Source organism: Rhodobacter flavimaris, from assembly GCF_021378075.1.
Lineage (GTDB): Bacteria > Pseudomonadota > Alphaproteobacteria > Rhodobacterales > Rhodobacteraceae > Rhodobacter > Rhodobacter flavimaris.
The window spans coordinates 113,154-131,887 of the sequence record NZ_JAJUOS010000003.1 but is presented as its reverse complement, the minus strand read 5'-3'; the positions used below and the strand labels follow the sequence as shown (position 1 = coordinate 131,887).

At 64.8% G+C, this 18,734-nt stretch carries 19 protein-coding genes; 6 read left to right on the top strand and 13 right to left on the bottom strand.

From position 1 onward, the window contains the following. The first annotated feature begins 44 nt into the window (after window positions 1–44). Both LZA78_RS05370 and LZA78_RS05365 read left to right on the top strand, forming a co-directional pair. The gene (locus LZA78_RS05370) at window positions 45–452 is read left to right on the top strand and encodes a DUF6314 family protein (RefSeq protein ID WP_233675908.1); all 408 of its coding nucleotides are present in this window, start codon (window positions 45–47) and stop codon (window positions 450–452) included. A 61-nt stretch (window positions 453–513) separates the two neighbouring features. Then, window positions 514–1,299: a heme-dependent oxidative N-demethylase family protein gene (locus LZA78_RS05365; protein ID WP_233675907.1), complete on the top strand. Its 786-nt coding sequence runs from the start codon at window positions 514–516 to the stop codon at window positions 1,297–1,299. On the opposite strand, the gene LZA78_RS05360 is transcribed toward LZA78_RS05365, so the two are convergent. From LZA78_RS05360 to acnA, 3 genes are all read right to left on the bottom strand, one after another. Next, window positions 1,300–1,611 carry a TM2 domain-containing protein gene (locus tag LZA78_RS05360; protein ID WP_233675906.1) on the bottom strand — a complete coding sequence of 104 codons (312 nt, stop codon included), beginning with the start codon at window positions 1,609–1,611 and terminating at the stop codon, window positions 1,300–1,302. Between the two features lie 55 nt (window positions 1,612–1,666). Further along, window positions 1,667–2,638: an acyltransferase family protein gene (locus LZA78_RS05355; protein ID WP_233675905.1), complete on the bottom strand. Its 972-nt coding sequence runs from the start codon at window positions 2,636–2,638 to the stop codon at window positions 1,667–1,669. A gap of 113 nt (window positions 2,639–2,751) precedes the next feature. Further along, a complete protein-coding gene (gene acnA, locus LZA78_RS05350; protein ID WP_233675904.1) occupies window positions 2,752–5,502 on the bottom strand; it encodes an aconitate hydratase AcnA in 2,751 nt (916 codons plus the stop codon). A 330-nt stretch (window positions 5,503–5,832) separates the two neighbouring features. Here acnA and LZA78_RS05345 point away from each other — a divergent pair, with 330 nt between their 5' ends. Further along, window positions 5,833–6,687: a DUF1223 domain-containing protein gene (locus LZA78_RS05345; protein ID WP_233675903.1), complete on the top strand. Its 855-nt coding sequence runs from the start codon at window positions 5,833–5,835 to the stop codon at window positions 6,685–6,687. Here the strand turns inward: LZA78_RS05345 and LZA78_RS05340 are convergent, their stop codons facing one another. Genes LZA78_RS05340 through tkt form a run of 3 tightly spaced genes read right to left on the bottom strand, consistent with a single transcriptional unit; the run spans window position 6,688 to window position 10,522 of the window. Continuing rightward, complete coding sequence (locus tag LZA78_RS05340; RefSeq protein WP_233675902.1) at window positions 6,688–7,578, bottom strand: lysophospholipid acyltransferase family protein; 891 nt, start codon at window positions 7,576–7,578, stop codon at window positions 6,688–6,690. Then, the gene (locus LZA78_RS05335) at window positions 7,575–8,507 is read right to left on the bottom strand and encodes a DMT family transporter (protein WP_233675901.1); all 933 of its coding nucleotides are present in this window, start codon (window positions 8,505–8,507) and stop codon (window positions 7,575–7,577) included. Before LZA78_RS05335 ends, LZA78_RS05340 begins: the two co-directional genes overlap by 4 nt. Then, window positions 8,504–10,522: a transketolase gene (gene tkt / locus LZA78_RS05330; protein ID WP_233675900.1), complete on the bottom strand. Its 2,019-nt coding sequence runs from the start codon at window positions 10,520–10,522 to the stop codon at window positions 8,504–8,506. Before tkt ends, LZA78_RS05335 begins: the two co-directional genes overlap by 4 nt. A 203-nt stretch (window positions 10,523–10,725) precedes the next feature. On the opposite strand from tkt, the gene LZA78_RS05325 reads away from it, so the two are divergent. From LZA78_RS05325 to LZA78_RS05315, 3 genes are read left to right on the top strand one after another with little or no spacing between them, the layout of a single operon-like run. Further along, window positions 10,726–11,262, top strand: coding sequence for a hypothetical protein (locus LZA78_RS05325; RefSeq protein WP_233675899.1), 537 nt, complete (start codon window positions 10,726–10,728; stop codon window positions 11,260–11,262). Further along, window positions 11,255–11,632, top strand: coding sequence for a cell division protein ZapA (locus tag LZA78_RS05320; protein WP_233675898.1), 378 nt, complete (start codon window positions 11,255–11,257; stop codon window positions 11,630–11,632). The genes LZA78_RS05325 and LZA78_RS05320 overlap by 8 nt, the downstream gene beginning before the upstream one ends. Beyond that, window positions 11,629–11,967: an MliC family protein gene (locus tag LZA78_RS05315; RefSeq protein ID WP_233675897.1), complete on the top strand. Its 339-nt coding sequence runs from the start codon at window positions 11,629–11,631 to the stop codon at window positions 11,965–11,967. Before LZA78_RS05320 ends, LZA78_RS05315 begins: the two co-directional genes overlap by 4 nt. A gap of 59 nt (window positions 11,968–12,026) precedes the next feature. Here LZA78_RS05315 and purF read toward each other — a convergent pair whose 3' ends face one another. From purF to alr, 7 genes are all read right to left on the bottom strand, one after another. Further along, entirely contained in the window at window positions 12,027–13,499 is a 1,473-nt protein-coding gene (gene purF, locus LZA78_RS05310; RefSeq protein ID WP_233675896.1) for an amidophosphoribosyltransferase, read from the bottom strand. Window positions 13,500–13,615: 116 nt separating this feature from the next. Continuing rightward, window positions 13,616–14,218 (bottom strand): CvpA family protein, encoded by a 603-nt coding sequence (locus LZA78_RS05305; protein ID WP_233675895.1) that lies wholly within the window; start codon window positions 14,216–14,218, stop codon window positions 13,616–13,618. Between the two features lie 24 nt (window positions 14,219–14,242). Next, window positions 14,243–15,610, bottom strand: coding sequence for a DNA repair protein RadA (radA, locus tag LZA78_RS05300; RefSeq protein ID WP_233675894.1), 1,368 nt, complete (start codon window positions 15,608–15,610; stop codon window positions 14,243–14,245). Between the two features lie 44 nt (window positions 15,611–15,654). Beyond that, window positions 15,655–16,083 (bottom strand): paraquat-inducible protein A, encoded by a 429-nt coding sequence (locus tag LZA78_RS05295; protein WP_233676111.1) that lies wholly within the window; start codon window positions 16,081–16,083, stop codon window positions 15,655–15,657. A gap of 30 nt (window positions 16,084–16,113) precedes the next feature. After that, on the bottom strand, window positions 16,114–16,860 hold the full coding sequence (locus LZA78_RS05290; RefSeq protein ID WP_233675893.1) for an ABC transporter ATP-binding protein: 747 nt from the start codon (window positions 16,858–16,860) through the stop codon (window positions 16,114–16,116). Continuing rightward, window positions 16,857–17,636, bottom strand: coding sequence for an MlaE family ABC transporter permease (locus tag LZA78_RS05285; RefSeq protein ID WP_218629746.1), 780 nt, complete (start codon window positions 17,634–17,636; stop codon window positions 16,857–16,859). The genes LZA78_RS05290 and LZA78_RS05285 overlap by 4 nt, the downstream gene beginning before the upstream one ends. After that, the gene (gene alr, locus LZA78_RS05280; RefSeq protein WP_233675892.1) at window positions 17,636–18,685 is read right to left on the bottom strand and encodes an alanine racemase; all 1,050 of its coding nucleotides are present in this window, start codon (window positions 18,683–18,685) and stop codon (window positions 17,636–17,638) included. Before alr ends, LZA78_RS05285 begins: the two co-directional genes overlap by 1 nt. Between the last annotated feature and the right edge of the window lie 49 nt (window positions 18,686–18,734).

The window sequence follows — 18,734 nt, the reverse complement described above, 5'->3', positions numbered from 1 at the left end:
TTCTAGACTGCGGGGGCCTGTGGGGCAAGGCGGAGGGACGCGCGATGGCGCCAAAACTGGCGGATTTTGAGGGAGAATGGCGCGTCGAGCGTATCATTCGCGCGGTTGGCCAACCCGAGGCGCGGTTTTCCGGCCATGCGGTCTTTCGCCCCGAGGGCGCAGGCCTGCTTTACCGAGAAGAGGGGGAGTTGACGATGCCCGGTGCGCCCCCGATGCGGGCCGAGCGCGCCTATCGCTGGTCCGAGGGTGGGGCAGGGATCGTCGTGGCCTTCTCGGACGGGCGCGCGTTTCACGATTTCGATCCCGCAGCACCCAAGGCCACACATTGGTGTGACCCCGATGATTACCGCGTGGCCTATGATTTCTCGGGCTGGCCGGTGTGGCGCGCCGAATGGCGGGTGCGTGGCCCACGAAAAGACTACGTGATGGTGTCCGACTATCGCCGCGCCTGAGGTGCAAAGTGCCGCAGCGCGGGGGCTTGCGCCGCATGGTGAACAGCGGCAGCGTGGCGCCATGAGCGACATTCGTCAAAAAAGCCTGCCCTTCGCCCCCTGGGTCGATCCGCGCACCCGGCGCCTGCCGGGGATCATGCCGATTTCGATGGAGGACTGGCTGCAAATCGACGACGCTTACGCCGCGCAGATGGCGCTGCGTGAGCGGCTGATCTTGGACAGCCCCGAGCGCGTCTTGGCCCTATCCGAGGCCGCCCGCCCCGCAGCGGACGAGCTTTACGATCTGGTGCTGCCGCTTCTGCCTGCCTTGGGCTTCACGATCACGGCGACAAAGGCCACACGCCCCGATGGGGTAAGCATGGTGCTGGACCGCGAAAACCCGCTCGCCACGCTTGGCCGGCTTGTGCAGGAAGATCTGTGCCTGATGGAGGATGGCCCCGATGGCCATATCCTGACCGGCGCGGTGCTGTGCTTTCCCGCTGGCTGGACGTTGACCGAGAAATTCGGTCGCGCGATGTTCGGCATTCACAAGCCCGTCAAGGTCTACACCGAGGATATCGGTAGTCGTGTTCAGCGCCTGATGGATGGGGTTCAGCCCGGGCGCCCGCTGATGCGCGGCACGGCGCACCACTCGAACGCGCCGCTGTTCAATCCGCGCCGGGAAGAGCAAGGCCGCGCGCCCGAGGGTGAGTTGCCCTTTATCCGGGTCGAGCGGCAGGGCCTCGTGCGCCTGCCGCAGACCCGCGCCGTGGCCTTCTCGATCCACACCTATGTGGTGGAGCCCTCGGCGCTTAGCCCCGAACAGGCGGCGCTGCTCGCCGAGTTCCCGATCCGTCACGCGGCCTGATCAGGGCAGTTCGCGCGCCAACTGCCAGCGCAGCATGTCGTTGTCGCGCTCGATCATGCCGGGGATCAGGAAGGCGTCAATCAGCCACCACAGGCCCACAACGGCCAGCGGCAGGTAACCCACAAGGATGAAGCTCAGCGCCGAGCCGATGCCGAACAGGATCAGCATCAAAAGCGCCGACCCCCACCGCCCCAGATAGAAGCGGTGCGCGCCAAGCATGCCGAGGAAGAACCACAGCAGGTAGGCCACGAAGGGAGAGCGTGCCTCGTTCGCGACGCGTTGTTCGATGTAAAGGGTGCGGGTGTCTGTCATGTTAACCTCCATAACATGACGCGATATGGGGGCTGCCGCGCGCGGTTCAAGGAGCTCAGAACAGCTTCTTGTCGAGCCGCAGCCAGATCAGCGCCTGCGTCACCAGTAGCGCGCCGATGACCGCGATCAGGAAGACCTCGGCGCGGGGCAGGGTGAAGTGCTTGCTGAGCGTGATGACGAAGCCGACATGGATGAAATAGATGCCGGTCGAGTAGGTGCCAAGCGGCAGCCGCGCGACCCAGCCGGGAAGAGCAGGCGCCTTCGCTGCCGCGATGATCAGCAGCGGGCAGGCAAGCAGCGCGGCGATCAGCGTCTCGGGCGCCAGCGGGAATTGCGGATGGGCGAACTGGCGCAGCGTCCAGGATTCAAGCATCGCAAGGCCAAGCCCGGCAAGGCCAAGCGTCATGGCCGTGCCAAAGCCTACGCGCGCGGTCAGGCCCGCGCGGCGCACGACATAGCCCAGAAGGAAGAAGGGCAGCCCCAGCAGGATGCCGTTGCGCACCTCAGCGGGCCAGTAGCCGCGCGGGATGATGCGCAGCATGATCGCCTCCTGAATGCCGTAGCCGATCAGGAAGGTGACCGCGATCAGCGCGATGATCGCCCCCAACCGCCAGCGCCACACCAGCGAGGCGGCCAGCACCGTCACAGCCAGCCCGGTTAGGAACCACAGGTGCCACCAGCCGAAGATCCACCAGTTCAGGTATTGCTTCAGACCGCCCGCCGCGACCGATGGCCACCAGAACGAGATGTAAAGCGTCAGCCAGATCAGGTGTAGCTTGAGGTAGCGCCAGACGAGCCGCGCTGAGCGACCTGGAACCTCGGGACGGAAGTTGAACCCGGCCACCGCGAAAAAACCCGGCACCGCGACCCGCGCCAGCCCGTTTCCAAGCAGCCACATGCCCTGCTCGGACACATCCCTGAGCGGGTTGGCGTGGATCGTCACCACCAGCAGCGCAAGGAAGAACTTGAGAAGGTCCAACGCGACAAGGCGCTTGCCGGTACCGGTCGAGGGGAGAGAGGACGACATGGCCGCCACGATGCACCTGAGACTGCGGCCCACGGGCCATTGAAAAACCGCGAGGGGGGCCCGCACGAAAAAGGCCCCGCGCGAGCGGGGCCGTTTCCTTATATATCAGTCGTTTATGACTTGGCGAGATTGCGCAGCACGTAGTGCAGCACACCGCCGTTCTTGAGGTATTCGATCTCGACCTCGGTATCGATGCGCGACTTGAGCTGGATGGTCTTCTTCGAGCCGTCCTTGTACTCGATCGTGCAGGGCACGAGGCTGAGCGGCTTGATGTCGCCTTCCAGACCTTCGATGGTCACCACTTCGTCGCCGGTCAGGCTGAGCGTCTTGCGGGTGTCGCCGCCGGTGAACTCGAACGGAACGACGCCCATGCCGATCAGGTTCGAGCGGTGGATACGCTCGAAGCTCTCGGCGATCACGCCCTTGACGCCCAGCAGGTTGGTACCCTTGGCCGCCCAGTCTCGCGACGAACCAGCGCCGTATTCGATGCCACCGAAGATAACGAGCGGAGTGCCCGCCGCCTGATATTCCATCGAGGCGTCGTAGATAGAGGTCTGCTCGCCGTTCGGACCCTTGGTGTAGCCGCCCTCGACGCCATCCAGCATCTCGTTCTTGATGCGGATGTTGGCGAAGGTGCCGCGCATCATGACTTCGTGGTTGCCGCGGCGCGAGCCGTAGCTGTTGAAGTCCTTCGGCGCGACCTGGCGCTCGGTCAGATACTTGCCTGCCGGGGTGGTTGGCTTGAACGAACCCGCAGGCGAGATGTGGTCGGTGGTGATCATGTCACCCAGCACGGCCAGAACGCGGGCCGAGCGGATGTTCGAGATTACGCCCGGCTCGGCCGACATGCCGCGGAAATAGGGCGGGTTCTGGATATATGTCGACGACGCCGGCCAGTCGTAGGTTTCCCCCTCCGAGGTCTCCACGCCCTGCCACTTTTCGTCGCCCTTGAACACGTCCGCATATTTGCGGATGAAAGCTTCGCGCGTCACGGTCTTCTCGACCAGTTCGGCGATCTCGGCATTGGTCGGCCAGATGTCCTTGAGATACACCGGCTTGCCATCCTTGGAGGTGCCGATCGCATCCGTGGTGATGTCGATGTTCATGTCGCCAGCCAGCGCATAGGCCACCACGAGCGGCGGCGAGGCGAGGTAGTTGGCGCGAACGTCGGGCGAGATGCGGCCTTCGAAGTTGCGGTTGCCCGAGAGGACTGCGGTCGCGATCAGGTCGTTCTCGTTGATCGCCTTCGAGATTTCCGGCTGGAGCGGGCCCGAGTTGCCGATGCAGGTGGTGCAGCCGTAACCGACGAGGTTGAAGCCGACAGCATCCAAGTCTTCCTGCAGGCCAGCGGCCTCAAGGTATTCCGAGACGACCTGCGAGCCGGGCGCCAGAGAGGTCTTGACCCAGGGCTTGCGGTTCAGGCCAAGCGCACGCGCCTTGCGGGCCACGAGACCCGCGCCGATCATCACATAGGGGTTCGAGGTGTTGGTGCAGGACGTGATCGAAGCGATCACGACTGAACCGTCATGGAGCTCGTAGTTTTCACCCTCGACTTTGGCCGATTTGCAGATCTCGACCGGCTTGGTGGTGGTGTTGCCTTCCTCGGCCATGTCCGATGCCTCGGCCGAGATGTCGATGCCGCGGTAGCCCGCGACGACCTTGGCGAAGGCCGGGGCGGCGTCGGTCAGCGGCAGGTAGTCCTGCGGGCGCTTCGGACCCGAAATCGACGGGACGATCGACCCCATGTCGAGTTCGAGCTGCGACGAGTAGATCGGCGCGTAATCCGCACCGCGCCAGAAGCCGTTTTCCTTGGCGTAGGCCTCGACAAGCGCGATACGCTCTTCGTCGCGGCCGGTCTGGCGCAGGTAGCGCAGGGTCTCGCCGTCGATCGGGAAGAAGCCGCAGGTCGCGCCGTATTCCGGGGCCATGTTGGCAATGGTCGAGCGCTGCGCGATTGGCAGGTTGTCGAGGCCCTCGCCGTAGAATTCAACGAACTTGCCCACAACGCCGTGCTTGCGCAGCATCTGCACGACCTTCAGCACGAGATCGGTGCCGGTGGTGCCTTCGACCAGCTCGCCGGTCAGCTTGAAGCCGACGACTTCCGGGATCAGCATCGAGATCGGCTGGCCCAGCATCGCAGCCTCGGCCTCAATCCCGCCCACGCCCCAGCCCAGAACCGCCAGGCCGTTGACCATGGTGGTGTGGCTGTCGGTCCCGACAAGGGTATCCGGGTAGGCCACGGTCTCACCCGACTGGTCGGTGTCGGTCCAGACGGTCTGGGCCAGATACTCGACGTTCACCTGATGGCAGATACCGGTGCCCGGGGGAACCACGCGGAAGTTGTCGAACGCGCCCTGACCCCATTTGAGGAACTGGTAACGCTCCATGTTGCGCTCGTACTCGAGGTCAACATTCTTCTGGAAGGCGCGCGGGTTACCGAACTCGTCGATCATGACCGAGTGGTCGATCACGAGGTCAACCGGAACCAGCGGGTTGATCTTCTTGGCGTCGCCGCCAAGCGCCTTGATGCCGTCGCGCATCGCGGCAAGGTCAACCACGGCCGGAACGCCGGTGAAGTCCTGCATCAGCACGCGGGCCGGGCGGTAGGCGATCTCGCGCGGGTTGTTGCCGCCGTTGGCGCCCCATTCGGCGAAGGCCTTGATGTCCTCGACCGAGACGGTGAAGCCGCCGTCCTCGAAACGCAGCATGTTTTCCAGAACGACTTTGAGCGAAGCGGGCAGCTTCGAGAAATCACCCAGGCCCGCCTCTTGTGCGGCGGGGATCGAATAGTAGGAAACAGTCTTGCCGCCAGCTGTCAGTTGACGACGGGTCTTGGCGGTGTCCTTGCCGGTAATGATGGGCATCAGATGGCCTCCCTTTTGCTGTGTCGGTGTTGCTGATCAGTTCTTGCCCCATCGCAAGGAGTCGATCAAGTGCAGGGAGGCATATTTGGTATACCAATGTATACAAATTCTTGTGTCTTCCCGCGCGCCCGGCTACTTCGAGATCCGAGTTCGGGCGCAAACATCGCCAAGATCGCAAAACCTTGATTGGCAAAGGCAGGGATCGCGTCATAGGAAAGAAAGGAACCTGGACGGGGCGGCATGACACCGACGATCATCAGCATATCACGCGCAGCGACCTTGAGTATGGTGTTTGGCCTGGCGCTGTCGTCTTTTTCCTTTGCGCAGGTAATGCCCGGCGAAGCAGCCGATACGGGGCTTGCTGGGGCTGCTGGTGCCCGCATCCAATCCTTCGCCGCGACCGCCCAGAACGGCGCTACGGATATTGCCGAGGCCGCGCGTATCGGCGCCGAGGCGCTGGCGGGTGCCCTAGCCGCAGAAACGGCCTCGGTCCTCAAGGCGAACCCGGCTTCGGCAGCCGCACCCATGCACTCCAGCCCGGTCGTGGTCGAGTTGTTCACTTCGCAGGGCTGTTCATCTTGTCCTCCTGCGGATGAGCTGCTGGCACAGATCGCGCCGCGTCAGGATATCATCGCGCTCGCGCTGCATGTCGATTACTGGGACTATCTGGGCTGGGAAGATCCCTTCGCCCAGCCCGCGTTCACCGCCCGGCAAAAGGCCTATGCCCGGGGCGCGGGTGAGCGGATGATCTACACCCCGCAGATGATCATCGGAGGCAGCGAGACACTTGTCGGCCCATCGGCCGAGGCCCTTGAAGGCGCCATTGCAAGCCAGGCGTCGGTCAAGCAGCCAGTCGCCATGACCATCAGCGGTAGCGGCGGGCAATATGAGATCGAGTTGCGCGCCGATCCTCCGCTTGAGCAAGGCACCGTTGTGCAGATCGTGCGCTACGCCCCGCAGGCCCGCGTCGAGATCCTGCGCGGCGAGAATGCCGGGCTTGAGATGGACTATGCCAACGTGGTCACGGCCTGGCACGCGGTGGCCGAGTGGGATGGTCGTATCCCCACGCGACTGACGGCCAAGATCCAAGGAGACGAGCCCGCCGTGGTAATCGTGCAATCGGCCCGCCCGTCTAAATCGGCGCCTCTGCCGGGCGCAATCCTTGCAGCGGGACGGCTGAACTGATCAGTCGCGCGGCGCGCGTTTTTTCCAGCGCCGGTGAATCCAGAACCACTGATCCATATGGGCGCGGACCTTGCGCTCCAGCGCGTCGTTGAACTGCTGCGACATGGTTTGGGCGTCAGAGGGCGGAATCGCCTCCTCGACTTCGATCACGAACGACAAGCCATCCTTTTGCCGAACGGCGAAGATCGGGATCATCGGCGCATCGTATTTCAGCGCGAGCTCGGCCGCCGAAAGCGGTGTCTTGGCCTCAAGCCCGAAAAACGTGCAGGCCGCGCCCGCACGGAAATACTGGTCGATGGCCAGACCGACCATGCCGCCATCGCGCAGGTAGCGCAGCATCTGCGCCATGCCGCGCTTGTCGCGGGGGAAGAGCGGCTCGGCGATACCCTCGATGGCCTCGACATATTGCGCGTTGAAAGCGCGGTTGTTCATTGGCCGGTACAGCGCGCCTATCCGGTAGCCTCGCGCATGCAGCGCGCCGCGCCAGGCGTCGTAATTGCCGAAATGCCCGGTGACCAGCACGGCGGGTTTGCCCTCGGTGCGCAGGGCTTCGAGATGCGCTGCGCCGGGGCCGGTCAGGGGTAGGTCGCGCACACGGTCGAGAAACTCATCGCCCGAATAGATCTCGGACAGCGAGCGGCCGATGTTGTCGGGCACAAGGCGCACCAGTTGCTCGACCTCGGACGCGGGCAGGTCTGGGCAGGTCATCGCCAGATTGATGCGAATGCGTCGCCGCCAACCGGCGAGCGGCGCGATCAGGCCCGACATCGCCCGGCCCGCCAAGGCCACGCGCCGCTCATAGGGCATGGCGCGTAGCACACGCATGAGCCCGGTGAAGACCGAGGTGCTGATGCGGTCTGAAAGCGTCGGGAGATCTTCGGTGTCGTTCATTGGCTCGGTTCGGTTTTCGCCGCCGCGCGGTGTTCTCTGGCCCAGACATAAAGCCCGGCCGCCACGATCACAAGGGCGCCGCTGATCGTCCAGCGATCGGGAAGCTGGTCAAAGAATAGCCAGCCCCAGATGCTTGAGAAGATCAGGCCGAGATAGCCGAATGGCGCAAGGGTGCCCGCCTCGGCCACGCTGAAGGCGCGGATCAACAGCGCTTGGCCAACGGCGCCAAGCGCGCCGCAGGCGGCAAAGGCCCACAGGTCTTGCGCCTCGATCGGGGTCCAGACGAAGGGCATGACGAGCGAGGTAGCGAAGGTGCCGAACATGGCGGACCAGACGAGCGAGGTGGCCGTGCTGTCAAACCGCACAACCCGCGTCAAAAGCGCACCGAAGGCATAGGTGAAGGCCGCGGCAAGGGCGAGAAGGGCTGCGGGCTCGAACACGCCCGCGCCAGGGCGGATAATGATCATCGCGCCGACGAAGGAGACCGCGATGCCGATCAGCCGCCGCGGGCCCAGCTTCTCGCCCAGGAAGAGTGCGGCGCCGAGAGTGATCAAAACGGGATTGAGGTCAGTCAGGGCGGCGGCCTCGGCCAGACCGATGTGGCGGATGGCCCAGAAGAACAGGATGACGGTGGCCAGTTGCATCCCCGCACGGGCAAGTTGCAGCCCCGGCTGGCGGGAGCGGATCAGGCGCGGTAGGCGTGCGCGGAAGATCAGTGCCAGCAGGGCCGCATTGACAACAAAGCGTGCCCAGACGATCTGCGCCGGATGGTAGCCTGTGCCCAGATGCTTGGCGGCAGCATCCATCAGCGTGAAAAAGCCAAGCGACCCGATCAGCAGTGCAATTCCTAGACCCGGCCGGTTGGGCGTAACGACAGAGGGGGCCGCAATCGGCCCCCCCTCGATAATCTGGCTGGTGTCCTGCGTCACAGCAGTCTCTTGACCTTTTCGGCGACCGCCTCGGGGGTGATGCCGAACTCGGCGTAGAGCCGCTCGGCCGGGGCCGAGGCGCCGAAGCTGTCCATGCCGACAAAGCCCGCTTTCTTCTCGGTGCCACGCTCACCCAGGAGCCAGCGATCCCAGGGCTGGCGCACGGCGGCCTCGACGGCCACGCGCACCGCGCCCGGGGGCAGGATCTTGCGGCGATAGGCCTCGTCCTGGGCTGCGAACAGCTCCATGCAGGGCATGGAAACCACGCGCGTCCCGATCGCCTGCGCTTGCAGGATGTCGCGAGCCTTCAGCGCGATCTCGACCTCGGAGCCGGTGGCCATGATGATCGCCTGACGCTTGCCCGCGGCCTCTTCGATCACATAGGCGCCCTTGGCGACCATGTTCGTGTTAGTGTGGGCCTTGCGAAGCGTCGGCAGGTTCTGACGGCTGAGCGCCAGCACCGACGGGGTCTTTTCGGCCGAGATGGCCAGCTCCCAAGCCTCGGCGGTCTCGATCACGTCGGCGGGGCGGAAGGTCCAGGTGTTGGGGGTCGCGCGGCAGATCGCCAGATGCTCGACCGGCTGGTGCGTCGGGCCGTCTTCGCCAAGACCGATCGAGTCATGGGTCATGACATAGACCGCCGGAACACCCATCAGCGCCGACAGGCGCATCGCACCACGGGCGTAATCGGTGAAGCAGAAGAAGGTGCCGCCATAGGGGCGGGCGCCACCGTGCAGCCACAGCCCGTTCATCGCAGCCGCCATGCCGTGCTCACGGATACCGTAGCGCACGTAACGGCCCTTGCGGTTGTCGGGCATGAAGTCCGACATGTCGGCGGTCTTGGTCAGGTTCGAGCCGGTAAGGTCGGCCGAGCCGCCGATGGTTTCCGGCACGACCGGGTTGATAGCCGCCAGCACCATTTCCGAGGCCTTGCGGGTCGCAACCTTCGGCGCGGCTTCCGAGTTGGCCTTCTTGAAGGCGCGGATCGCCGAGGCGAGCTTTTTCGGCACGCCACCCGCCATCTGGCGCTCGAACTCGGCTTTCTTGGCACCCGAGAGGCCGTTCAGACGGGCTTCCCACTCGGCGCGGTCAGCAGCGCCCTTGGAACCAATGGCTTCCCACGCGGCCTTGATTTCCGCCGGGATCTCGAACGGGCCATAGCCCCAGCCGTAAACCTCGCGGGTCAGCGCGATCTCGGCGTCGCCAAGCGGCGAGCCGTGGACCGAGTAGCTGTCGGCCTTGTTGGGCGAACCGAAGCCGATGATGGTCTTGCAGTCCACCAGAACAGGTCCCTTGGCCTTCTTGGCCTCGGTCAGCGCGCGGTCGATATCGGCGGGATCGTGGCCGTCGCAGGCAAGCGTGGTCCAGCCCGAGGCCTCGAAACGCTTGTGCTGATCGGTGATGTCCGACACCGTCACGCGGCCGTCGATGGTGATGTTGTTGTTGTCCCACAGGACGATCAGGTTATCGAGTTCCTGCTTGCCAGCCAGGCCGATGGCCTCCTGGCTGATGCCTTCCATCAGGCAGCCGTCGCCCGCGATGACCCAGATCTTGTGATCGACGACCTTCGTGCCGAAGCGCGCGGCCATCGACTTTTCCGCGATCGCCATGCCGACAGCGGTCGAGATACCCTGGCCGAGCGGGCCGGTGGTGGTCTCGACACCCTCAAGGTGGCCATATTCCGGGTGACCCGCCATGCGCGAGCCCCACTGGCGGAAGTTCTTCACCTCTTCCAGCGTAGCCTGTTTGTAGCCGGTCAGGTGCAGCAGCGCGTAAAGCAGCATCGAGCCATGGCCCGCCGAGAGGATGAAGCGATCACGGTCGGCCCAGTTCGGCGCCGAGGCGTCGAATTTCAGGTGGTTGCGATAAAGAACGGTCGCCACGTCGGCCATGCCCATCGGCATGCCGGGGTGGCCCGAATTCGCCGCCTGCACGGCATCCATCGCCAGCGCGCGGATCGCGGTGGCAAGCTTCCAGTGGTCGGGGTGATTGGCGCGCAGCGTAGCGATGTCCAAGGCTCTGTCCTCTTCGCTATTGATAACGGTAACTTGCGCCCCTGATAGCAGGGATCGGGGCAAGATCAAGCGCAGCACCCAAGTCATTGATGCAAAAGGGTGGGCTATCCCCCCGTATGTTGGGTAAACTTGCATAATAAGAGCAGGAGCGCGATTCGGTCGCGCAGACGATTTCATTAGGGACTTACGGACGGGGCGGGCAGATGACAGATATTGCCGAATACGAACGCCGGATCAGTTTCGCGCTGGAGCGGATCGCGCGCGGGGTCGAGACCTTGACGGCGGGCGGCGGTGTCTCGATCAGCGAAAGCCTCGTGGTCGAAGTTCCCGAAGACGATGCCCGCGCCGCCGAGATCGCCGAGCTTCGCGACGCGCTTGAGGCCGAGCGCACCGCTAATGCGCAGCTTTCCGAACGGGTGCGCGCGATCCGTGAAAAGCAGGAAACCACACTTTCAACGATGGAAAAGCGTCTGGCGCAGGCCACGCGCAGCTATGAAAGCGCGCAGGTCGAACTGACGCGGCTCAAGCGCGCCAACACGGATCTGGCTGAGGCCAATCGCGCGTTGATCGAGGCGGGCAATGATCTTGCCCCGCACCTGATCAACCGCGCGCTTCAGGCCGAGCTGGAATCACTGCGCGCCGCGCGCGCCGCCGAGGTTGCAGAGCTTGGCGACATTCTCGACAGTATCGAGCCGCTAATCGAGGCGCAGGAACAGATGGGGGCCGGGGACCATGCCTGAGATGAAAGTCAGCATCGGGGGACGCGATTTCGACGTGGCCTGTCAGCCCGGCGAGGAACATTTCCTGCGCGCCGCCGCATCGTTGCTGGATGCCGAGGCGAGCGTTCTGATCAGCCAGATCGGCCGTATGCCCGAAGGGCGGATGTTGTTGATGGCGGGCCTGATGCTGGCCGACAAGACCGCAGGGGTCGAGGATCAGTTGCGCGCGGCGCTTGCGCGCGTCGCCGAGCTGGAGGTCGAGATTGCCGAGGCACGCGAAAACCCGGCCATGGTCGAGGTGCCGGTGATTCCGACCGCCGTGTCGGATACTCTGGCCGAGATCGCCGCGCGCGCCGAGGCACTGGCCGACAAGGTCGAAGAGACGCTGTGAAACCGTTCGCGGCCCTGATGGTGTCTGGCGCCCTTGCCTCGGCGGCTTGGGCGCAGGAGCCTGCGACGATCCCGCTTGATTACCAATGCGAAAACGGGGCGCGATTTGCCCTCGCGCTGGATCGCAAAAGCGACCTGATTTACGGCGCAATCCTCGGGCGTCCGGTGTTGCTGGAGCATGTCATCTCAGGCTCGCGCGCGCGCTATGCCGAGCGTGACGCCGCAGATCGCGGCGGGCGCTACGAGCTGTGGATGAAGGGCGACGAGGCGATGCTGAACTGGGCCACCGGGGACGACAGTCTCACCTTGCTCAGCGGCTGTAGGATCGTCGAATAAGGCCCATCAACGCAAAACGCGCGGACCGAGCCGCGCGTTTTCGTTTTTTTGCCAGTGCCTTACTCGGCGGCTTTCATCTCGAAGCCCTGCGCGATCTTGTCCGAAGGGGCAATCGGGTATTCGCCCGAGAAGCAGGCGTCGCAATATTGCGGGCAGGAATTGTCGCGCCCCTGTGCCTCACCCGCCGCGCGGTAAAGACCGTCGAGCGAGATGAACTTGAGGCTGTCCACCCCGATCCAGTCACGCATCTCTTCCTCGGTCATGCGCGCGGCCAGCAATTTCTCGCGGTCGGGCGTATCAACGCCGTAGAAGCACGGCCAGGCGGTCGGCGGCGAGGCGATGCGGAAGTGGACCTCGGCGGCGCCCGCATCAAGGATCATCTCCTTGATCTTGCGCGAGGTGGTGCCGCGCACGACCGAGTCATCGACCAGAATGACGCGCTTGCCCTTGATCAGGCCCTTGTTGACGTTGAGCTTGAGGCGCACACCCATGTTGCGGATCTGCTCGGTCGGCTCGATGAAGGTGCGGCCCATGTATTGGTTGCGCGTGATGCCTAGCGCGAAGGGAATGCCCGAGGCGTGGCTGTAGCCGATGGCCGCGGGCGTGCCCGAATCCGGCACCGGGCAGACGAGGTCGGCCTCAACCGGCGCCTCGGCGGCAAGTTCCACGCCGATCTGATAGCGCGTCTCATAGACCGAGCGGCCACCGATGATGCTGTCGGGGCGCGAGAAATAGACGTGCTCGAAGATGCAGAAGCGGCCTTTCGACGGGCCGAAGGGGCGCGAGGTCTCGATCTTGCCATCCTGGATGACGATCATCTCGCCCGGCTCGATCTCGCGCACGAAGTCCGCGCCGATGATGTCGAGACCGCAGGTCTCGGACGACAGCACATAACCGTTGTCACCCAGACGGCCCAGAACCAGCGGGCGCACGCCGAGCGGGTCGCGGACACCGATCAGCTTGGTGCGCGTCATCGCCACGACCGAGAAGGCGCCCTCGACGCGGCGCAGCGCATCGGCGATCCGGTCGGCGTGATGCTTCTGGATCGAGCGGGCCATCAGGTGAATGATGCATTCCGAATCCGAGCTGGACTGGAAAATCGCGCCGCGCTCGATCAGTTCCATCCGCAGCGCGTCGGCATTGGTCAGGTTGCCGTTATGGGCGATGGCACAGCCACCCATCGAGAATTCGCCGAAGAAGGGCTGCACGTCGCGGATGACAGCGGCCTTCGAACCGGCGGTCGAGTAGCGCACATGGCCGATCGCCAGCGGACCCGGCAGGGTCTCCATCAGCGAGGCCTTGGTGAAATTGTCGCGCACATAGCCAAAGCGGTGCGCCGAGTTGAAGCCCTTGTCGGGGTGGTGGGCGACGATGCCGCCCGCCTCTTGCCCGCGATGCTGGAGCGCGTGCAGGCCAAGGGCCACGAAGTTCGCGGCATCTGCCACGCCGATCACGCCGAAAACGCCGCATTCTTCCTTGAGCTTGTCGTCGTCGAACGGATGCGAAAGGAAGGGCTTGGCCGGTTGGGTCATGGGAGGTGTCCTTGGTCCGGTGGGGCTTGCGAGGCCCATTTACTGCGAAACGGGAGGGGTGTTAAGCCCTCCCGTCCCGAAAACCGTCATCTGGATGTCACTATTTCGAATAGTGCTCAGTTCGACGCCGCTGCAGGGGCCGGCGTAGCCACCGGTGCCTCGCCCGTGGCCGAGCATTTCGCGACCAGTTCCTCGTAGCGCGCGACGATCCAGCCGGGCGCGTCGGCGGGCATGGTTTCGTCCATCTGGCCGCTCAGGCGCTGGAACACCGAAGCCGAGCGCGAGGTGTCCACCATCGGCATCGCGTCATCCACCATCACGCGATCATAGACCACGAAGGTAACTGCGACGATGATGATCCCGCGCAGGACCCCGAACAGGAAGCCCAGGCCTTGGTCGATCCCGCCAAGCGCCGAGCGCTGCACCGCCGAGGAAAACAGCGGCGTGATGATAGAGAATACGATCAGCGCCAAGGCAAAGACCGCCGCGAAGCCGCCGATCGTCGCCAGCTCGCAGCTGTCAGCCAGGAACTTGTTGAGCACCGGAAGCTGCGCGATCAGCGGCCGCGCGGCATCGGCGAAGATATAGGCGACGACCGCCGAGGCGATCCAACCCGCGATTGCAAGGCCCTCGCGGACAAAGCCGCGACTATAGGCCAAGATTGCCGACAGAATGATGACGGCCGCCACAATGGCATCTACGATGGTAAAACCTTCCATGCGTTCCCGCGTCCCCTTGTGGCGCTAGCCTGCGCCGAACATGTCTCCAACGAATGTCACAAGATCAGGCAGCTTGCGCAACCGCATCCCGGCGCCACCCTCGACCTTGGTCCCTTGTGGCGCGACCGCCTGTGAGAAACCAAGTTTCTCTGCCTCTTTCAACCTGTTTTCCGCCTGACCTACGGGCCGCAGCGCCGCGGACAGGCTGATTTCGCCGAAAATCACCAGATCGGGCGGAAGTGCCACATCTTCGCGCGCCGAAAGCAAGGAGGCGGCCAGTGCCAGATCGGCTGCGGGCTCGAGCACCTTCATGCCGCCCGCGACGTTGAGGAAGACATCAAGCCCGGTGAAGGGAATCCCGCAGCGGCTTTCAAGCACCGCAAGGATCGTGGACACGCGCCCCGAGTCGAGGCCCACCACTGTGCGCCGCGGGCTTGCCAGCGACGAGGGCGCGACCAGCGCTTGGATCTCGGTCAGAACGGGCCGGGTGCCCTCGATTCCGGCGAAAACGGCCGAGCCGGGTGCGGCCTGCCCGCGCTCGCTCAGGAACAGCGCCGAGGGGTTGGCGACCTCGGCCAGGCCCGCGCCGGTCATCTCGAAGACGCCGATCTCGGAGGCGGGGCCGAAGCGGTTCTTGACCGCGCGCAGAATGCGGAACTGGTGGCCGCGCTCGCCTTCGAAATAAAGGACCGTATCGACCATGTGCTCTACCACGCGGGGGCCGGCGATCTGGCCTTCCTTGGTGACGTGTCCCACGAGGATGACCGAGACGCCACGGGTCTTGGCGAAGGTCACCAGTTCATGCGCGGCGGCGCGCACCTGGCTGACCGAGCCGGGGGCGGCCTCGACCATATCGGCCCACATTGTCTGGATCGAATCGATGACCACCAGATCGGGCCGCTCGGCCTCAAGCGTGGTCAGGATGTTGCGCAGGTTCGTTTCGGCGCCGAGTTGCACGGGGGCCTCGGATAGGCCGAGCCGCGCGGCGCGCATCCGCACCTGCGCCGATGCCTCCTCGCCCGAGATATACAGGCATTTCAATCCACTACGCGCGAAATTTGCCACGGCCTGCAGCAGCAATGTGGATTTGCCGATACCCGGATCGCCCCCCACAAGAATGGCCGAGGCCGGAACCAGCCCGCCGCCCAGAACCCGGTCGAACTCGGTCATCCCCGAGCGGGTGCGCGGCGGCGGCGCCTCATCCGCGGCCAGCGTGCTCAGCTCGATCCGGCGGCCCTTGGCCGCGCCGAGGGTTTTTGACGCCGGGCCAGTAGACAGCGGCGCCTCTTCGACGATCGAGTTCCACGCCCCGCAGGCATCGCATTTGCCCGCCCATTTTTTATGGGCGGCGCCGCATTCGGTGCAGGTGAATTGGGGGGATGCTTTTGCCATGGCTCTTTGTGTCAGAGCTTGCCGCGCGCGGCAAGGGCGCCCGCTCAGCGCGTCCGCTCGGCCCTGTGGGAAAGAGCCAGAGAGGCCAGAACGCAGAAGGTGAAGAGGTAAAGACCCCAGCCGGTCTCGACCCGCCCGACACCGACACCCTTGGCGAGCACGACGTAAAGCGCGATCAGGAAGATATCCGCCATCGCCAGGCGCCCCATGGCCCTCAGCACGGGTAGATATCGCGCCGAGGTCACGCCAAACTGGATCAGCGCGAGCCCCGCGATCTTCGCAAGCGGGGCGACAAGGGCGAAGAAGGTTACGAGGGCGGCAAGGAAGATGTCCTTTTCCCACAGCGCCACAAGGCCCGACATGACCGAGATCGCATCGAGATCGAAGAACGGCAGCAACCCCGCGCGCAAGAGCGGCGCGAACCATGAGATGGGCAGCAGGACCAACAGCACGAGGTTGGCGTATTTCAACATGTCCGCGCGTCGGTTCATACCGCCCCCGATTCAGCGCAGCGCCGCAATCGGGCCCTCGGCGCGGCCGTGGATGAACTGCTGCACATAAGGGTCTGATGTCGTGTCCATTTCGGCGATGCTTCCCGCCCATTGCACACGCCCGTCATGCAGCATGGCGACCTGATCGGCAATCGCCCGGACCGAGGTCATGTCATGCGTGATGGTGATCGCTGTGGCGCCCATCTCGGTCACGATCTCGCGGATCAGCTGGTTGATGACCCCCGCCATGATCGGGTCGAGGCCAGTTGTCGGCTCATCGAAGAAAATCACCTCGGGCTCGGCGGCGATGGCACGGGCAAGGCTGACGCGCTTTTGCATCCCACCCGAAAGCTCGGCGGGGAACAGGTCGAGCACCTCTTCGCCAAGCCCGACCCGACGCAGCTTTTCAAGCGCGATCTCGCGCGCTTCGGTGCGGGGGCGCTTGAGCGAGCCACGCAGCAGGCGGAAGGCGACGTTTTGCCAAACGGGAAGGCTGTCGAACAGTGCGCCGCCCTGAAACAGCATCCCGAAGCGCGCCAGAAAGGCGTCGCGCGGGGCCTCGCGCACGTCCTGCCCGTCAAGGCGGATCACCCCGTCATCCGGTTGAATAAGGCCAAGGATGCATTTGAGCAGAACGGATTTTCCGGTGCCGGAGCCGCCGATCACGACAAGGCTCTGGCCACGCCCGACCGACAGGTTCACGCCGCGCAGAACCTGCTTCTTGCCGAATGCCTTGGTGATGCCCTCTAGCTCGATCATGCGCTGAAGAATGCCTCCGTCAGCAGGTAGTTCGCGGCGAGGATGGCGATCGAGGCCGCGACCACGGCGGATTTGGTGGCGCGGCCCACGCCCTGTGCCCCGCGCTCGGAGTTCATGCCGTAATAGCACCCCATCAGCGCGATGATGAAGCCGAAGGCCGCGCCCTTCACAAGGCCCGATCCGACATCCCAGAACTCAAGGTATTCCCAGGTGTTCTTCAGATACGTGGTCGAGTTGAACCCAAGCCGACCGGTGCCGACCATCCAGCCGCCCATGATGCCGATGATATCGCCCACGCCGACCAGAATCGGCACGCTGAGCGTCGCGGCTAGCAGGCGCGGCGCGGTCAGGTATTTCATCGGATGGGTCGAGAGGGTCACGAGGGCGTCGATCTGCTCGGTCACCTTCATCGTGCCGACCTCGGCCGCGATGGACGAGGCCACGCGCGCGGCCACCATCAGCCCGCCCAGAACCGGGCCCAACTCGCGCACCATGCCGATGGCGGTGATCGAGGGCACCACGGATTCCGCCGAGAAGCGGCTGGAACCGGCATAGATCTGCAAGGCAAGCGCGGCGCCGGTAAACACGGCGGTCAAGCCGACGACGGGCAGCGACAGCCAGCCGATTTGCAGCAGGGCCTGAAGGAATTCACGCGGGTAGTAGGGTGGGCGCAGCAGATGCGCCACGCCCGAGCCGGCATAAAGCGCAATGCGCCCGATGCCCGCCAGCGCCGCCAGCGCGCCGCGCCCGAGGGCTGCAAGCGCGTGCGCGATCATCAGGCCGTCCCCTCGACATACTGGCGCTGATAGCGCTGGCCGAGCGAGGTGAGGATTTCGTAGCCAATGGTGCCTGCCACATCAGCAAGATCATCGACGCCCTGATGCGGGCCAAGGATATCAAGCGCAGCGGGCGCCTCGGGCAGATGCGAGACATCGACGGTGATCAGGTCCATCGAGACGCGGCCGATGACCGGGCAGGGGGTGTCGCCCGCCCAAAGCGTCGCCTTCGAGCTAAGCGTGCGCATCAGCCCATCCGCATAACCGGCGGCGACGGTCGCGATGCGCGTCTCGGTCTCGGCCTGCCAGGTGTTCGAATAACCGACGGTTTCGCCCGGCGCGACATCGCGCACCTGCACCACCGGCAGCGAGAGGCGCACGACCGGGCGGGCGTTCTCGAACGGCAACCCGCCATACATGCCGATCCCGGGCCGCGTGACGTCAAAATGATACTCGGGGCCCAAAAGGATACCGCCGGTGGCCGACAGCGAGCGCGCCACGCCACAGCCATCTGTCATGCGCCGAAACTCGGCCAGTTGCAGGGCGTTCATCGGATGCGCGGGCTCATCGGCGCAGGCAAGGTGGCTCATGACCAGTTGCGGGCCGGCGCCCAGAACGATCGGCGCGACGGCCTCCCATTCGGCGGCCTCCATGCCCAGACGGTTCATGCCCGTATCAAGCTGCACGCCGAAGGGCGCGCCAGGCAGGGCCTCGAAATACCGGGTGACCTGCTCAAGCGAGTTGAGCATCGGTGTCAGGCCGCGTTCGGCGATCATCTGCGTGTCGCCCGCCATATGGCCGGAAAAGACGAAGATCTGCGGCCCCTCGCCAAGAGCCTGACGCACGGCGGCGCCTTCCTCGGCGGCCGCGACGAAGAACTTGCGCACGCCCGCGCGGGCAAGGGCCTGCGCGACACGCGCCGCCCCAAGGCCATAGCTGTTCGCCTTCACCACGGCACCAGTTTCCGTGGAGGGGCCAGAGAGTGCGTCCAGCGCCCGCCAGTTGGCGAGCACGGCGTTAATGTCGATACGAAGAGATGCAGTAGCCATGGCCGAGTTCTTGAACCCCGCGCCGCCAAGGTCAAGCGCAATCTGGCCA

Excerpts from the sequence above, each read along its gene's own strand:
- LZA78_RS05340 (WP_233675902.1), bottom strand. The coding sequence starts at position 7,578 with ATGAACGACACCGAAGATCTCCCGACGCTTTCAGACCGCATCAGCACC.
- LZA78_RS05290 (WP_233675893.1), bottom strand. The coding sequence starts at position 16,860 with ATGATCGAGCTAGAGGGCATCACCAAGGCATTCGGCAAGAAGCAGGTT.
- purF (WP_233675896.1), bottom strand. The coding sequence starts at position 13,499 with ATGACCCAACCGGCCAAGCCCTTCCTTTCGCATCCGTTCGACGACGAC.
- LZA78_RS05355 (WP_233675905.1), bottom strand. The coding sequence starts at position 2,638 with ATGTCGTCCTCTCTCCCCTCGACCGGTACCGGCAAGCGCCTTGTCGCG.
- acnA (WP_233675904.1), bottom strand. The coding sequence starts at position 5,502 with ATGCCCATCATTACCGGCAAGGACACCGCCAAGACCCGTCGTCAACTG.
- LZA78_RS05285 (WP_218629746.1), bottom strand. The coding sequence starts at position 17,636 with ATGATCGCGCACGCGCTTGCAGCCCTCGGGCGCGGCGCGCTGGCGGCG.
- radA (WP_233675894.1), bottom strand. The coding sequence starts at position 15,610 with ATGGCAAAAGCATCCCCCCAATTCACCTGCACCGAATGCGGCGCCGCC.
- LZA78_RS05345 (WP_233675903.1), top strand. The coding sequence starts at position 5,833 with ATGCCCGGCGAAGCAGCCGATACGGGGCTTGCTGGGGCTGCTGGTGCC.
- alr (WP_233675892.1), bottom strand. The coding sequence starts at position 18,685 with ATGGCTACTGCATCTCTTCGTATCGACATTAACGCCGTGCTCGCCAAC.
- LZA78_RS05305 (WP_233675895.1), bottom strand. The coding sequence starts at position 14,218 with ATGGAAGGTTTTACCATCGTAGATGCCATTGTGGCGGCCGTCATCATT.
- LZA78_RS05295 (WP_233676111.1), bottom strand. The coding sequence starts at position 16,083 with ATGTTGAAATACGCCAACCTCGTGCTGTTGGTCCTGCTGCCCATCTCA.
- LZA78_RS05360 (WP_233675906.1), bottom strand. The coding sequence starts at position 1,611 with ATGACAGACACCCGCACCCTTTACATCGAACAACGCGTCGCGAACGAG.
- LZA78_RS05365 (WP_233675907.1), top strand. The coding sequence starts at position 514 with ATGAGCGACATTCGTCAAAAAAGCCTGCCCTTCGCCCCCTGGGTCGAT.
- LZA78_RS05325 (WP_233675899.1), top strand. The coding sequence starts at position 10,726 with ATGACAGATATTGCCGAATACGAACGCCGGATCAGTTTCGCGCTGGAG.
- LZA78_RS05320 (WP_233675898.1), top strand. The coding sequence starts at position 11,255 with ATGCCTGAGATGAAAGTCAGCATCGGGGGACGCGATTTCGACGTGGCC.
- LZA78_RS05370 (WP_233675908.1), top strand. The coding sequence starts at position 45 with ATGGCGCCAAAACTGGCGGATTTTGAGGGAGAATGGCGCGTCGAGCGT.